Source organism: Paenibacillus sp. alder61, from assembly GCF_020179875.1.
In the GTDB taxonomy this organism is placed as follows: Bacteria; Bacillota; Bacilli; order Paenibacillales; family Paenibacillaceae; genus Fontibacillus; species Fontibacillus faecis.
Genome location: NZ_JAIUDG010000025.1, coordinates 82,442 through 97,558, shown reverse-complemented (window position 1 = coordinate 97,558; position 15,117 = coordinate 82,442). Strand labels below are relative to the sequence as shown.

Annotated in this window: 15 protein-coding genes, 1 rRNA gene and 1 other annotated feature; all 16 genes read right to left on the bottom strand. The window is 52.7% G+C overall.

The window, feature by feature from the left end; translation table 11 throughout:
- A 16S ribosomal RNA gene (locus LBW89_RS22920) occupies positions 1-127 on the bottom strand; the annotation flags it as partial.
- A 462-nt stretch (positions 128-589) separates the two neighbouring features.
- The gene (locus LBW89_RS22915) at positions 590-2,350 is read right to left on the bottom strand and encodes a LysM peptidoglycan-binding domain-containing protein (RefSeq protein ID WP_211373358.1); all 1,761 of its coding nucleotides are present in this window, start codon (positions 2,348-2,350) and stop codon (positions 590-592) included.
- A gap of 163 nt (positions 2,351-2,513) precedes the next feature.
- The gene (ilvE, locus tag LBW89_RS22910; protein WP_148457332.1) at positions 2,514-3,392 is read right to left on the bottom strand and encodes a branched-chain-amino-acid transaminase; all 879 of its coding nucleotides are present in this window, start codon (positions 3,390-3,392) and stop codon (positions 2,514-2,516) included.
- A complete protein-coding gene (pheA, locus tag LBW89_RS22905; protein ID WP_148457330.1) occupies positions 3,368-4,285 on the bottom strand; it encodes a prephenate dehydratase in 918 nt (305 codons plus the stop codon). The genes ilvE and pheA overlap by 25 nt, the downstream gene beginning before the upstream one ends.
- A complete protein-coding gene (gene thrB / locus LBW89_RS22900; protein WP_148457328.1) occupies positions 4,282-5,250 on the bottom strand; it encodes a homoserine kinase in 969 nt (322 codons plus the stop codon). The genes pheA and thrB overlap by 4 nt, the downstream gene beginning before the upstream one ends.
- Positions 5,251-5,368: 118 nt before the next feature.
- Positions 5,369-6,655: a homoserine dehydrogenase gene (locus LBW89_RS22895; protein ID WP_148457326.1), complete on the bottom strand. Its 1,287-nt coding sequence runs from the start codon at positions 6,653-6,655 to the stop codon at positions 5,369-5,371.
- A gap of 75 nt (positions 6,656-6,730) precedes the next feature.
- Complete coding sequence (locus LBW89_RS22890) at positions 6,731-7,168, bottom strand: ACT domain-containing protein (protein WP_148457324.1); 438 nt, start codon at positions 7,166-7,168, stop codon at positions 6,731-6,733.
- Positions 7,169-7,398: 230 nt separating this feature from the next.
- A complete protein-coding gene (gene obgE, locus LBW89_RS22885) occupies positions 7,399-8,712 on the bottom strand; it encodes a GTPase ObgE (RefSeq protein WP_148457322.1) in 1,314 nt (437 codons plus the stop codon).
- Between the two features lie 14 nt (positions 8,713-8,726).
- Positions 8,727-9,470 carry a Spo0B domain-containing protein gene (locus LBW89_RS22880; RefSeq protein WP_148457320.1) on the bottom strand — a complete coding sequence of 248 codons (744 nt, stop codon included), beginning with the start codon at positions 9,468-9,470 and terminating at the stop codon, positions 8,727-8,729.
- A gap of 184 nt (positions 9,471-9,654) precedes the next feature.
- A complete protein-coding gene (gene rpmA, locus LBW89_RS22875) occupies positions 9,655-9,966 on the bottom strand; it encodes a 50S ribosomal protein L27 (protein ID WP_044481732.1) in 312 nt (103 codons plus the stop codon).
- Positions 9,967-9,985: 19 nt separating this feature from the next.
- Positions 9,986-10,318 carry a ribosomal-processing cysteine protease Prp gene (locus LBW89_RS22870; protein WP_148457318.1) on the bottom strand — a complete coding sequence of 111 codons (333 nt, stop codon included), beginning with the start codon at positions 10,316-10,318 and terminating at the stop codon, positions 9,986-9,988.
- A gap of 13 nt (positions 10,319-10,331) precedes the next feature.
- Entirely contained in the window at positions 10,332-10,643 is a 312-nt protein-coding gene (gene rplU / locus LBW89_RS22865) for a 50S ribosomal protein L21 (RefSeq protein WP_059040908.1), read from the bottom strand.
- Between the two features lie 13 nt (positions 10,644-10,656).
- Positions 10,657-10,743: a sequence feature (ribosomal protein L21 leader region), on the bottom strand.
- Between the two features lie 56 nt (positions 10,744-10,799).
- Entirely contained in the window at positions 10,800-11,993 is a 1,194-nt protein-coding gene (locus LBW89_RS22860) for an Rne/Rng family ribonuclease (RefSeq protein WP_148457311.1), read from the bottom strand.
- A gap of 67 nt (positions 11,994-12,060) precedes the next feature.
- Positions 12,061-12,900 carry a M50 family metallopeptidase gene (locus LBW89_RS22855; RefSeq protein ID WP_412067023.1) on the bottom strand — a complete coding sequence of 280 codons (840 nt, stop codon included), beginning with the start codon at positions 12,898-12,900 and terminating at the stop codon, positions 12,061-12,063.
- Positions 12,901-12,910: 10 nt separating this feature from the next.
- Positions 12,911-13,837: a M23 family metallopeptidase gene (locus LBW89_RS22850; RefSeq protein ID WP_225040492.1), complete on the bottom strand. Its 927-nt coding sequence runs from the start codon at positions 13,835-13,837 to the stop codon at positions 12,911-12,913.
- 131 nt (positions 13,838-13,968) lie between these two features.
- On the bottom strand, positions 13,969-15,117 hold the full coding sequence (locus LBW89_RS22845) for an FtsW/RodA/SpoVE family cell cycle protein (protein WP_148457305.1): 1,149 nt from the start codon (positions 15,115-15,117) through the stop codon (positions 13,969-13,971).

The following is a 15,117-nucleotide window of genomic DNA, read 5'->3' as shown; positions in this document are numbered from 1 at the left end:
CTACGTGTTACTCACCCGTCCGCCGCTAAGTCAACCAGGAGCAAGCTCCCGATTAACTCCGCTCGACTTGCATGTATTAGGCACGCCGCCAGCGTTCGTCCTGAGCCAGGATCAAACTCTCCAATAAAGGTTCGGAAGGAGGCTCATACCCGAAGGTAATGAGGTGTTCCATCCGAGTGATGCTTTATTCGAAAGAGCCTTAGCTCAATCAGTTGCTGACGAGAAAATTAATTCTCATAGGATGGATTTTCAAACGACACAAGGTCGATTTAAATCCCATCATTTTAATACTCACTCGTTGTTCAGTTTTCAAAGATCAACTTCGTTCATTTCGTTATCGCCGTGTTTCAGCGGCGACTTAAATAATATATCATATCGTTTCGTAGAAAGCAAGCACTTTTTCGAGAAAACTTTTAAGTTCTAAAAGCGAGCTTTCTATCCGACAAGTCTGTCCGCTCATCGGGATAATTAATATACCATAAAACAACTTCGGGCTCAAGCAATTAAATGCTAGTATTTATTGGATTTTTTCAAAAATCATTAAAAAAAGCGGAGGGCTTACCTCCGCTTTTAAACATCTATTCTTCTATCACCCGTTAATCCAAGGGTTTCGCAGCTCGGATTTTGCACCGCGAATCTCTGAGTTTGATTTCTTTTTGATAGAACCGGATGCTCTTCTTTTACTTCCATTGGTTTTCCCCGGAATCGTTCTTCCCGATATTTTGGCGTCTTTTTTGGTTTTGGATTTTTCTCTTGTTCGAGTTTTAGCCGTCTCAGAAGAGTCGTTGGCCTGGCTTGTTGTCGCATTAGCCTCCCACGCATGGTCCGTCACCGGATCCGAAGGAGCATTTGCCTCACGATCAAAGTAACCGGGCACCGTTGCGCCAAAGCCTCCAAGAGGAGCTACGGGAACATGCGGCTGATTGGGGATCTCCGGCATACCGTGCAGCCCCGTCATCCCTTTCATCCCGTGCATGTCGTAATTTCCGTGCATTCCTTGGCCCGGCATTTCAGAAATTCCGTAAGGGGGTACCGGATAGTGCGGCTCCGGCATCGGCATCATATGCGGATAGTTCTCTCCAGTGGGGTAATACGCTTGATGGTAAATAGGCTGAGGACCGCAGCACGACGATGGAATGTAAGGAGCCGGCCAACTATAGGGTTGAATCCCTCCGGGCGCTTCATGGGTGAATGGAGCGTTTACCGGCGTAGGATATCCCGACCACGGCTGCTGCCAAGCCGGTTCATGGGTATGGTGCATATTAGGGTGATACATATTATCGTGATGCATATTATTTTCCCATGGTTTCTCCATATTGTCGCCCACAGCGTAACTTCCCACTTCCGGCCCGATATTGTCGGGTGCCATATACATGGGTGCATTGGAAATCCCCGGATATTCCCCACTGTAAACATGCTGGGAAGGCATCAAATGTTCCATGGAATGAGGATAGTCGTAATTTGCAAAAGCTTTTTCCGTTTCCATAGGATATTGATGGAATAAGTGTTCATTTTCATGTTTAGGTACGGAACCGTGACAGCCGCAAGGCGAGCTTGGATAAACTTGAGCCGGAGCTGTGAATGTGGGTTGCTCCAATTGGTAATTGTACGGGGACGGCAGGACGGGATACTCCGGCTTGGGCGGACATGGCGTCTCTTTGGACTGGACGGGCTGGATATTGATATTTTCGTAAAAAATCGGCTCATAAGAGATATGCTCCACGCCAATCTCTACTTGAACGGGTGTCGGCATCGGAACAGGCGGCTTGGGTGGTTCCGCATTGATCGGAGGAGCCGGCACCGTTTCGGAGAGGGCGGAAGGAGCCGGAGCTGGGGCCGGTTCTACATTTGGAGCCGGAGCGGGAATCGGCTTCGTTTCCTCCGCCTTCTGCACGTTTTCAACCTTTTCCTCTTTCTTGACCTCCTTGATGGGAGCGGTGTTTTTCTTACCTGCAGCCCCGGACACAACTGGCGGTTTATTCGAGTTGTCTTGACCCGCGGGCGAAGACGACTGCGAACCGCCGGACGGAATGTTGATAACGTCCCCCACTTTTAAATCATTGGGATCGCCGAGCTGAGGATTAGCCCCGATTAAAGTTTGCAGAGACAGTCCCCAGGCTTTCGCAAGCTTCCACAAACTGTCGCCCGACTTCACCACATGTTTGTATACGTTGAAGCCTTCCCCTTCGACCGGAACCGCGGCCGCCGGAATTTTCACCTTGTCGCCCAGATTCAATTGTTCCGGGTTAACGATTTGCGGATTGGCTTCAATCAGCTTTTGAAGGGGCACATTATACTTCTTGGATAGCTCGAATAAAGTGTCTCCCTTTTTTACAATGTGAATTTTCACGCGCTAAAGACCTCCTAAATATCTTCTCCGGTACGTGATTCTACCGCCCGGGGCCCAATTAATACATCCTATGCAGATGCCCAGGTTTTTGACTCCGGGAAAATAAAAAAATCCTATCCGTCTCTTCCGAGATAGAATAGGATTTCTTCTAAGGTTCAGCGGCTTACCATACTTTAACGCCGTCTTTATCGACGATGCTGCGGAACTCCTCCAGCAACGCCAAGGTAATCGGTCCGGCATGTCCTTCGCCGATGATCCGGCCGTCGACTTCCCGAACCGCAATGACTTCAGCCGCCGTCCCCGTCAGGAACACTTCGTCGGCGACATACACATCATGCAGCGTAAAAGGCTCCTCTTTAATTTTGTAGCCTTTTTGATGACAGATTTCAATGATCGCCTGGCGGGTGATCCCGTCCAGCGCGCCAAGATAGCAAGGCGGCGTTGTGATGACGCCGTTCTTGATAATAAAGATATTGTCCCCGGAGCCTTCCGTAACATACCCTTGGGCATTCAGCATAATGGCTTCGCCCGCACCCGAAAGATTGGATTGGATTTTCACCAGGATATTGTTCAGATAATTCAGCGATTTGATCTTCGGATTGAGCGCATCGGGAACGTTGCGTCTCGTGGACACGGAAACGGTCTTCAGGCCTGTTTTGTAGGCCTCCTCCGAATAAATCGCCAGCTGTTCCACGATAATAATGACCGATGCCTTCGGACAACGGTTCGGGTCGAGTCCCAAGTTGCCCGGCCCGCGCGAAACCACCAAGCGAATGTAACCGTCGCGAAGTTCATTCCGCTTCAGCGTCTCAACAAGAGCCTCTTCCATCTCCTGATAAGTAAGCGGAATATTCAGCATGATCGATTTGGCCGAGTCGTACAGCCGGTCCAGATGCTCCTTACATTTAAAGATATTGCCGTTGTAAATGCGAATTCCCTCAAAGATCCCGTCACCATACAAAAAACCGTGGTCGTATACGGAGACTTTTGCATTTTCCTTTGTCACGAATTGTCCGTCTAGATAGATCCATTGTTCTGCCATGATTGCTGCACCTCCGATTTTAGTCCTTCATAAGTGTAACTGGGATAGCTGCCCAGAATACGCACCTGACAACCAAGCGCCTCAATTTCCCCGATGGCGGAAGGGAGCAGTACCGAGTCCATCGGAGCCAGTACGTCCATATAAAAATAGTAGCTCCCCAACCGTTTCTTGGTGGGCCGCGATTCAATCCGGGACAAGTTCAGCTTGCGCCAGGCAAAAGCCGACAACACCTGGTGAAGCGCCCCCGGAAAATCTTCCGGCAAGGTCACGAGAATGCTCGTTTTTTGCTCGAAGCGGTTTGAGCCGACCTGCAAGCTCTCGGGCCCGATCAGCACGAAACGCGTGTAGTTGTTGTTATGGTCGGTTACCCGGTCGGCCAGAATGTCCAATCGATGCCGCTTCGCTCCCAAGGTGGTCCCGATTGCGGCCCATCCCGCCCCCGGATGCCGGCTGACGATCTCCACCGCCTCGGACGTGCTGCCCACATGCTCCAACTCGGCATACGGCATATGCGAGCGGATAAACTGCATACATTGAGCCATCGCCACCGGGTGCGAGAGCACTTTTTTGACTTTGGAATAATCCATCGTCCCCTCCGCGCCCGTTTGGAATTCTTCCCTTCTTCCGATCAAGTTCTGAATGGAGGGATAGACCCATTCGACTTGCATCGGGATGTCCACTTCATGAACTAGCCAATCCATATGCAGACTTACGGAACCTTCGATCGTGTTCTCGATAGGTATGACACTGTACTGGGTTTTTCCGGCGGCCGTCGCCAAGAACACATCCGAGATTTGCTTAAAATGGTGCAATTGTACGGGCTCATCACCGAACAGATGGAGCACCGCCTCATGTGAAACCGAGCCCTCCGGCAGCAAAGCGATTTGTTTCATGCTGTTACTTCCCCTTTAACGATGTCCAGAAATGAACGTTCTTGTTCCATAGTAATCTCGGCGGCTCCATGCGTGCAAGGTTTTAGCCAAAGAGTTGTGGCGGAAATCCCCTCGCTTTGGAGAACTTCGAGCAGAAAATTCCGCAGTTCCTCCCCCTGCCGGTTGTTGCGGTTCGTCAATGCCAGAATCGTGGGTCCGGCTCCGCTTAACGCCGCTCCAATCGCCCCGTGGCGGGGAGCCTCCTCCAGAATTCTCGCCATGCCGGGAACAAGAGCCGCCCGGTAAGGCTGGTGCAGACGATCGCGCATCGCTTCCGCGACCAGATCCAGCCTTCCGGAAGCCAAAGCGCCCGTCAGCAGCGAGGCTCGGCTGACGTTGTAGACCGCGTCGCCCAGGCTCACTTGCTTGGGCAGCGCCTCTCTCGCCGCGGTAGTCGACAGCTGAAAATCGGGAATCGCGACGAGCACATCCAGCTCCTCCGGCGGTTCAATCCGCAACGCCGTGGCGCGCACACCGTCCCAAACGGCGGTGATGATCCCGCCGTACAATGAGGCGCCTACATTGTCGGGGTGGTGCTCAAGGGCGGTGGCCATGTCGAAAAGTTGTTCGCGCGTCAACGGCGAGCCGATAAGCAGATTGGCGGCATAGAGAGCGCCCACGATGGCCGAGGCGCTGCTCCCCAATCCCCGCGTCAGGGGGATGTCCGAGTACATCGAAATTTCCAGCTCCGGCACGGCGATCCCGGCCGCCGTAAATACGGACTGGGCTACCTTGTAGATCAGATTGCTTTTGTCCTTGGGCAGTCCGTCCAAATTGTCGCCGTATAAATGAAACACCGTAGCGTCCGCCGGTTTGACTTCCAGCCAGGCATAAAGATTAAGCGCCATGCCCAGCGTGTCGAAACCCGGTCCGAGATTGGCGGTGCTGGCCGGCACCTTGACCCGCACCCCTTCCCGCCGGATCATAACCAACCTCGACTATATTCTTTACAAATATGCTGCGTTATAAAGGTATTCAAGGCATTCATGATTGCGAAGCTCCTTTAACATTTGGAATTCCGGGTCCTGAGTCGTCCTCGGCAAGTTACCCTTCCACCCGGTATACGCTTTTGACCCGGCGTATCACTTCCAGTGTTTCAAAATGCTGCAGCACCTGATTCATACTTGCTTTGCTGGCATTATGGGTAACGATCATAATCTCGGCATCCGGCGTGTCCGCGTTAGGCGATTGAACGACCGATTCCAAGCTCACCTCGTACTCTGCGAAGGCCTGGGTGATCTGAGCAAGTACCCCGGCTTTGTCCGCAACCTGAAGCAAGAGGAAATTTTTGAACATAATCTGCTCATCGCTCTTCAGCTTTTTGGGTTTGTAAGGCACGATGGCCTTCAGACCGTTCACGCCCAGCTTTAAGTTCTTCACGACGGCGACCAGGTCGGCTACCACCGAAGTAGCCGTCGGCATCTCACCCGCGCCGGCCCCGTAGAACATCGTTTCGCCAACCGCTTCCCCGTAGACATATACCGCGTTGTAAACACCGTTTACGGCGGCGATCGGATGGCTCTTCTTCACCATGGTCGGCTGAACGCTGATGCTGAATTCGTCATCCTGACGATCCGCGATGCCAAGCAGCTTCATTTCATACCCCAGCCGCTTCGCGTATAAAATGTCTTCCTTGCTTACCGACGAAATTCCGCGGACTTGAACATCCTGCAGCTCCACATTGGTGCGGAAGCCGAGGGTACCGAGAATCGCCATTTTGCGCGCGGCGTCCAGCCCTTCCACATCGGAGGTCGGATCCGCTTCCGCGTAGCCAAGGGCCTGGGCTTCTTGAAGAACATCATCGTAGGAAGCCCCTTCCTCACTCATCTTGGACAAAATATAATTTGTCGTGCCGTTGACGATCCCCATGATTTTTGTGATCCGGTCCGAGGAAAATCCTTCGATCAACGTCCGGATAATCGGTATGCCCCCGGCTACGCTGGCTTCGTAGAACACGTCGCATTGCTTCTCCATAGCTTTGGCCAGAATTTCCGATCCGTATAGCGCCATAAGGTCTTTATTGGCGGTTACGATATGCTTTCCGCGGTCCAACGCCTCAAGAATATATTCCTTCGTCCCGTTGACCCCGCCCATAACCTCGACGATGACATCGATCTCGGGATCGCGGATGACTTCCCATGGATCCTCCGTTAACTTGCTGCGGTCGATTTCGATGCTCCGCTTTTTGTCCATACTTTTGACAGCGACCTTCTCGATGACGATCGGGGAACCGACCTGACTGCTCAAATCCTCCTGGTGTCCCTCCACAATGCGAACCACCCCGGTACCGACCGTACCTAATCCAAGAAGTCCTACTTTAACGGGTTTCACGATATGCCCCCTCCTGTGCTTCATCATATTGTCCGGCAGGAACCTAGCCCCTGTGCCGGTTGTATTTATCCGCCATTAACCCTGTCCGACGATTTGCGTTTTTTTGACTCCCGGAATGCCTTGAAGCATTTCCATCATCGTATCCAAATCCTCGGTCATCCGGGAGGTCTCCACGGAAATGACTACGTTCGCTCTGCCCTGCAGCGGAATGCTCTGATTAATCGTGAGTACGTTTCCGCCCGCTCCGGCAATTTGGGCCAGAACTTTGGATAGAATCCCCGAGCGATGCTCCAGATCGAACGAAATGGTAACGATACTCTCGCGTTCGATCTGATTCAGCAAATGAATTCCATCTTTGTATTTGTAAAAAGCGCTGCGGCTCAGCCCTACCTGCGCCACCGCCTCATGGACCGTCTTCGCGTCCCCCACGGCCAACAACTGCTTGACCTGCAACGTTTTGATGACCGCTTCGGGCAAAATATCCTCACGGACCAAATAATAGCGTTCTTTCACAAACGTCCTCTCCTTAGAGACTCTTGTTTACGTATAGTGGACATTATAACGAAATCACTGGTCCGAGGCAATCCTTATTTGTAAAATTCCGCGCCGATTTATATGTAGCGGCGATTCCCCCGTTTTACCCCGTATGGATGATCGCGGTTTCCGCCGAAATAGGCAGAAACGGCTACAGCATCCCTCTGGGGACGGTACCCGTTTCGTTTCATTCACCTTATATCAACTTTTTAGTAGTAGTAGCTGCTTCCTTCCACAAATTCGAACTCAAAGTCCCCGATGCGAACCAGAGTCCCATCTTTGGCCCCTCGGTTACGCAGCTCATCGTCAACGCCCATATGGCGCAAAGTCCGGGCCAGCTTAAGAATCGCATCATGCGTGTTCAACTGCATCCGCTTCATCATCCGTTCGATTTTCGGGCTCTCGACGATGAACGTTTCGTTCTCCCTGCGGATCGTAAAGCTGTTGTCGTCGGTTTTCTCGAGCTTATAGATCTTTCTTTCCGAAAGTTCGGTCACTTCTTCAATCGCCGGCGCTTCCGGAATTTGATCCAGCATGTCCGCCGCCTTGTACATCAATTCCTGCACCCCTTGGCGGGTTAACGAGGAAATCGGCAGGATCTCCAGATCCGGTCGAACTTCCCGAATTTGCGCCGTGAACCGCTCCAGGTTTTCTTCCGCTTCCGGCATGTCCATTTTATTGGCGGCCACGATTTGCGGGCGGTTCTCCAGGTCGGCATTGTACAGCTTCACTTCATCGTTGATTTTCAGCCAGTCCTCGAAAGGATCGCGGCCTTCCGAACCCGCCATATCCACGACATGGATAATCAGCCGCGTTCGTTCCACATGCCGCAAAAACTCATGGCCCAAGCCGACGCCTTCATGCGCGCCCTCGATCAATCCCGGTAGGTCGGCCATGACGAAGCTGCGTCCTTCGCCCACGTCCACTACCCCGAGGTTCGGCGTAATGGTCGTAAAATGATAGGCCCCGATTTTCGGTTTGGCTGCGGATACTACGGACAGTAAGGTGGATTTTCCGACGCTCGGAAAACCGACCAGCCCCACATCGGCCATCACCTTCAGCTCCAGCACGATCCAGCGCTCTTCCCCTTCCTCCCCGTGTTCGGCCAGCTCGGGAGCGGGATTGTTCGGCGTCGCGAAGCGGATATTGCCGCGGCCGCCGCGGCCCCCGCGGGCGACAACGACCTGCTGCCCGTGCCGGGTCAAGTCCGCCAGCACTTCCTGCGTATCATCGTCGATGATGACGGTTCCCGGAGGAATCCGGACGATCATATTCTCCGCGTTGGCCCCATGCTGGCTTTTGTTCCGCCCCTTCTCTCCGCGCTCAGCCTTGAAATGCCGCTGATAGCGGAAGTCCATCAACGTCCGCAGACCTTCGTCCACGCGAAAAATCACGTCTCCGCCCTTGCCGCCGTCCCCGCCGGCCGGCCCTCCTTCAGGTACGTATTTTTCCCTGCGGAAAGCCACGAGGCCGTCGCCGCCGTCGCCACCTTTAACATATATTTTCGCTTTATCTACAAACATGCCTTCACCTCATTCTAGTTTGCGCAAGCCACCCTCAGTCTTAAAGAGATCAGCTTGGGATCAACCTGCTCGGCCAGCACTCTTTTCCCGGAATTCCACAAATCCAGATGCCTTTTCAAAATATCCGCATTCTCCGCGGAGCCGCCGTCTCTCTCGAAAATCGCGAGCACTTCACCGCCCTCCCGGCACAGGGACAGTTTCAAATGCAAAACCTCTCCCCAGGAAGAGCGCCCGCTAAATTGGTAGGCCCGGATTGTCTCGATAATCGCTTCCGTGAATTCCTCGGCGTCTTCGGCGGTGAGCAGATCGCCAAGCTGCAAATCGTCCGCGATGGAAACTTCAAGCTGGACCGACCGGTTCAGCTCGCGGAACGAATGGAGGAAGAATACGAGCGAGGGAATCCCCAATCTGGAGATCTTGCTGTCCGCAACCATCCGTTCTTTTATTCTGTCCACACATCCGGCCAGTTTATCATACTTGCCCAACTGAATATAACCATACAAAATCTGCAGATCGTTCATCCAATCATGGCGGTGATGTCCCAGCGTGGCCGCCGCCGTTCTCTGCACGGATTCCAGCAATTGTTTGCGCTCGGCTTCCGCCTTCTTGCTTATATACTTTACATACCCGTAAAAAACGCCGAGAAGACATACGCTAAGAAGAAGATAAGCCGCCGGTGAGTGGAGGTAATACATTAGAATCAGACAAGCAATGGATAGCCCGGCAGCCAAAGCCGGTGCCATTAGCCGATGTTTCATGCGTTTCCCCGTTCCTCTAAACAGATTGGGTGTACCTTCCACCCTGACATCAATACCCAGTATATCATAAACCTTGTCAGAAAAATGCACATCCGTATAAGCTTTTGTCGCGGGGCTTTGGAATAAAAAAGCCCCTGGCATCCATATGCCAAGGGCTTCTACACCTCGCTAGTCAGCAAAGCTCTTAAGCTTCTACCGCAGCCGCTACAGGAGCGGTTTCCACTGGGTAGACGCTCACTTTTTTACGGTCGCGACCCCAACGTTCGAATTTCACGACGCCGTCCACTTTGGCAAACAGCGTGTCGTCTTTACCGATTCCCACGTTGGTACCCGGATGAATTTTCGTGCCGCGTTGGCGAACGAGAATGCTTCCGCCGGTAACCGTTTGGCCGTCAGCACGCTTAACGCCCAGGCGTTTCGCGATGCTGTCGCGTCCGTTCTTCGTGGAACCTACGCCCTTCTTCGAAGCGAACAACTGAAGATCCAATTTCAACATTGTCCATCTACCTCCTTCTTCAAGTAATCACGTCTTTTATTTGAATATACTTTCCGTATGATCCTTCGATACTCCGCAGCATAACGACCATGGATGAGAGCAGCAGTTGTACTTGCTGTGCCTGATCCGGACGAACTTCGCGGGGAAGCTTCGCGTTCAGAAAACCGTTCTTCATCTCGGCTTCCATCACGGTTCCCGCAAGCGCCTCAATGGAGTTCACCGTACCTACGGTAACGGCGGAGACACCGGCGCACACAATGTCCTGTCCCGGCTTGGCATAGCCCGCATGACCGGATACTTCAAACCCAGCGATGTCGTTATCCTTGCCACGCAGAATGGAGACGATAATCACCTATCGCACCTTCTTACGCTTGGATTTTCTCGATGGTCACTTTTGTGTAAGGTTGACGATGACCTTGCTTCTTGTGGTAGTTCTTTTTCGGCTTGTATTTGTAAACGATGACCTTTTGGCCTTTGCCGTGCTTCTCGACTTTCGCCGTAACACTCGCGCCGGATACCAATGGAGCTCCCGTTACCAAACCTTCGCCTTTCGATACTGCCAACACGCGGTCGAACGTCACGCTAGCGCCATCCTCAGCGTTCAATTTCTCGATGTAAAGAACATCGCCCTCTTGAACACGGTATTGTTTACCGCCGGTTTCGATAATTGCGTACATTTGCTTGCACCTCCTCATGTCTCAGACTCGCCTGATTCAGGTGCCGCCGTCGACGAAGACAACGGACTTTCCGACCCGATCGGAGCGGTTGCAGCATGTGTACAAGACCAACTCATAACACATACCCTAATATACTATCATGCGATACCTCAAAAATCAATCATTACTTGAAAATTGCGACTGCTCCCTGATCCGCTTGCGCGTCATTTCCAACAAACCCAGCTTGGTCCAGCCCAAAATATGGTGCTGCGTACGGTCTCCGTTCATCGACTTCTCCAACATATCCAGCACGGCGGTGCGGTGACTTTCGCTGCTCATGTCGATAAAGTCGACGATGATGATCCCGCCGGTATCCCGAAGCCGCACCAAGCGGGCAATTTCCCGGGCCGCCTCCAGATTCGTCCGGTAAACGGTATCCTCCAGATTGTCCCCTCCGGTGAATTTTCCCGTATTGACGTCGATCACCGTTAAAGCCTCGGTGGTATCCCACACGAGATAACCGCCTCCCGGCAGCCAAATTTTGCGCTGAAAGTCCTTGTCCAACCGCTGCCTGATGCCATAATGCTCAAAGATCGGGACATCGCCTTTATACACTCGGATGTTCGGCTTCTTCCCCTGCAGCATGGCGGCCAAAAATGCGGAGGCTTCCCCCGCCTGCTCGGAACAGTCCATGACGAGCTCGTCGGTTTCCGGGCTGTATACGTCCCGCAGCAGCCGCTGCACCATACTGAGATCATGATGCAGCACGGAAGGCGCGGGAGCATGCTCCCCTTTTTCGAGAATCTCCTCCCACTGCGTCCGAAGCTGGCTCAAGTCTTCAAGCACCTCCTCCTCGCCGGCATGTTCCGCCACGGTCCGGAGAATAAGCCCTTCCTCGGAGCGGCGAAGCGTCTCCCCGATTTCCTTCAGGCGGTTGCGCTCCTCCTCCCGGCTGATCTTCTTCGATACCGCCACGTAACCGGCCGACGGCATGTATACCAACCACCGTCCCGGGAGCGAATAGTGCGTCGTCACCCTCGCGCCCTTGTTGCCGATCGCCTCTCTGACAACCTGGACGACGAGTTCTTGACCCGGACGAACCAGATCGGTGATCGGCGGTTTCGTCTTCGGCTGCTTTTCCAAGTGGGGATGCAGCAGATCATCAATATAAAGAAACGCGTTTTTCTTATGGCCGATGTCGACAAAAGCCGCCTGCATGCCCGGAACCACGTTCATTACTTTTCCCTTAAAAAAACTGCCCATGAGCCCTCTCTTTTGAGATCGCTCAGCTGCGTATTCCACCAGCTTATCCTCTTCCAGCAGCGCCATCTGGGTGGAATCAGGACCGCAGTGAATCATCAACTGTTTCATTGATTTCACCCTCATTCGTACGTTCTGACCAAAACGCTTTTTTATATTATACCACGGCTTTTACGCATCAGGCGCCCGGGTCCCCACGCAAATAGGAGGAGATGACCCGTTGTTCCGGCACTACCGCCACAATCCGCCCCTGTGGATTCATGATGTATACGAAATGATACTTCTCTCTCCTGAACAGACGCAAAAGCTGGTCTAAAGGTTTCGATCTATCGGCGATAATGGGCTGGGCCAAACTGCCGTTCATAAGGTGGCGGGTGAAGGCCCCCTCCCGGTTGACGAGAAAACGCACAAACCGATAAGGAATATTCCGGTAATCCACATAGTTGGAATAGAGCAGAAAAACGCCGACGAGCAGCAGATTAAAGTGAAGCGGTCCGGACCCAAGGAGAAGCGGGGTCGCCGAAAATAAAACGACGAGCGCGCTAAAGAACAGACTGATTCGAATCGACCAAACCAGGGTAGGATGAAACGGAAGCACGGTCCCGCAAAGGGTCTGACATATTTTACCTCCATCGAGCGGCAAAATCGGCAGCAAATTGAACAGCGCGATGAGCAAATTACACTCCACAAAATAAGCGTAAAAAGGACCGCCCCAGATTCCGACGGCGTGAAGCAGCCAGGAAATACCGATCAACAGTACATTTTGGAGCGGCCCCGCCAAAGCGATGGCCATTTCGCGGGCCGCACTGAGGCGGCCGGTATCTTCCATGACGGCTACGCCGCCAAAGGGAAGCAGCTGGACCGAAATGACGGGGATCCCGAACATTCGGGCCGCCGCGACATGACCCAATTCATGGACGAATACAATAGAAAACAGGGCCGCAAGCTCAATAAAATGCCCGGTAAAAACGGAAGCGAGCATCACCAGCACAAACAAAGGATGAAAGGAAATCCGCATGCCGCCCCATTTATTCAAACGGAATCACATCCGCGGGATCGATATACCGGTTTTGCTTTTTCAGGGCGAAATACAAGGTAGGATGTACACCGTCCGAAGTCGGCGGCAAGGCTCCAAGCGGGTCGCCCCCTTCCAACCAGTCTCCTTTGCTCACGGCAAGTTTCCCTAAATGCCCATACACCGAAACATACCCCTCGCCATGCTGCACCGTTACTGTCGTTCCGGTTAACGCATCGTTCGTTACACTAAGGACACGCCCCGTTTCTATGCTTTTAACCTCGGCTCCGGTAACCGAATCCGCATTCGGGATCACTTCCACCCCCTTGAGATTAAGCACAAAAGGCTCGGCGAGCGTACCCTGAATCGGCGGGACAAATCCGTGCGGCGCATCGACTTTAATCCCTTGTTCTTCATGATGCTTGAATATCGGAATAAAGCTGGGCGAACCCCCAAAAATTTGCTCGTACCAAGCCTCCATGGCCCCAAAATCCATTTCCTGCGTCAAGGATTGAGCTACAAAAACCCGGACCGGCAAAGCCCAGTCCGGCTGAAAACGTTGAATCCCCCATATTCCCGCAAACAGAGCCGCGCTAAGGATCACACGGATTCCGAGAGACGACCAAAAAGAACGGCGCTTCTTCCCGGGGTCCCCCTGATCGCCTCCGGAAGAAAATAACTCCGTATCGTTCCACCGTCCCTTCCCTCGCTTCCATAGAAGTTCCGGGTCGGGATCCTGTTCTCGATCCGTATCCGCTGTGGCGGGCGGCGGATTACCGACCGAAGGGGGTTGCTCCGCTTCCCCCTTTCCGCCGCGGGCCATCCCGTCCGCCAAGGCTTCGTCATAAGCGGAAATCCGGCCGGAATCGGCCAAATCTCCAGCGGTCAATTGCCGGATACGTTCCTCGCGCCGCTTTCGAACATTCGATTTTACGTCCATTACCGCACCCTCCCGGTCGCATCTAGTGCTATATATGTATGAGGAGCTTGACCGAAATATGAACAAGCTGTCGATGCAGGCAGGAAATCGAAAACGCCATAAGAAAAACCGGAACCTCCCGGTTCCGGTTTTTAATCCACTTTATATTTCTCCTGATGCAACTGAATGCTGAACACCAGACCTATACAAAGCATATTGATCAGCAGGGAAGTCCCCCCGTAGCTGATAAACGGCAGGGTGATCCCGGTAATCGGCATCAGTCCGATCATCATCCCGACATTTTCAAAAATTTGAAACAAAAACATCGCCACGATTCCCACGATGATATAAGCGCCCATCCGGTCAAAGCAATGCATCGCAATCAATATCATCCTGTAAATAAAGAGAAAATAGACGAGCAGCAGCGCGGAGGAGCCCAAAAAGCCGAATTCCTCGCCGACCACGACAAAAATGGAATCGGAGTAAGGATACGGAACGAATTTTTTGTTCTTCAGTTCGCCCTTCATATAGCCGTCCCCCGTCAAGCCGCCGGAGCCGATCGCGATCTTCGCGTAATTGGACTGGTGCTTGTCGTCGTTGGAAGCCTGATCGGGATTAATAAACGTGTTGATTCGCTGATACCAGTGCAGTTTCTGATGCTTCTCCAGATAATCATGGATTTGTGTATTATAAACGTTGAACAGCGTTACGAATGCGATCAGCGCCGCAATGACCACGGTCAGACCGATCAGCACATGGCTGTATTTCGTATTTCCGATCCACAGCATCGCGATGAGAATAACGAGATATATTATCGCATTCCCCAGATCGGGCTGGATCAGAACGAGCAGGAACGGCAGCATCGTCATAGCCGTGATCGGAACGATATCGCGCCGAAAACGCAGAGGCTGCCCGTTTCGCTGTCCCAGCATATAGGCTACCGTCATAATCAGTATGATCTTCACTAGTTCCGCCGGCTGAAACTGCAGGCCCCCGGGCAGCTCGAACCAACTGCGGGCGCCGTTGATTTCCGGAGCCAGCAAATAGACCGCAACGAGCGATACACAGCCCGCCCCGTAAATATACCAGCTGTATTTTAACAGCGTTCTGTAATCCACCAAGGCCATACCGAAAACAACAATAAACCCTGCCACATAAAATGCCAGGGTTTTCAGATCATAGGCCCTGAATTGGGTCTCATAAGGCGCGATTGCGCTGCGGACCAGCATCGTGCTGAATATCATAAACAGGAGCAGGATCCCCACCATGGGCCAGTCCACTTTTTTTAGTTTAAAGAACAA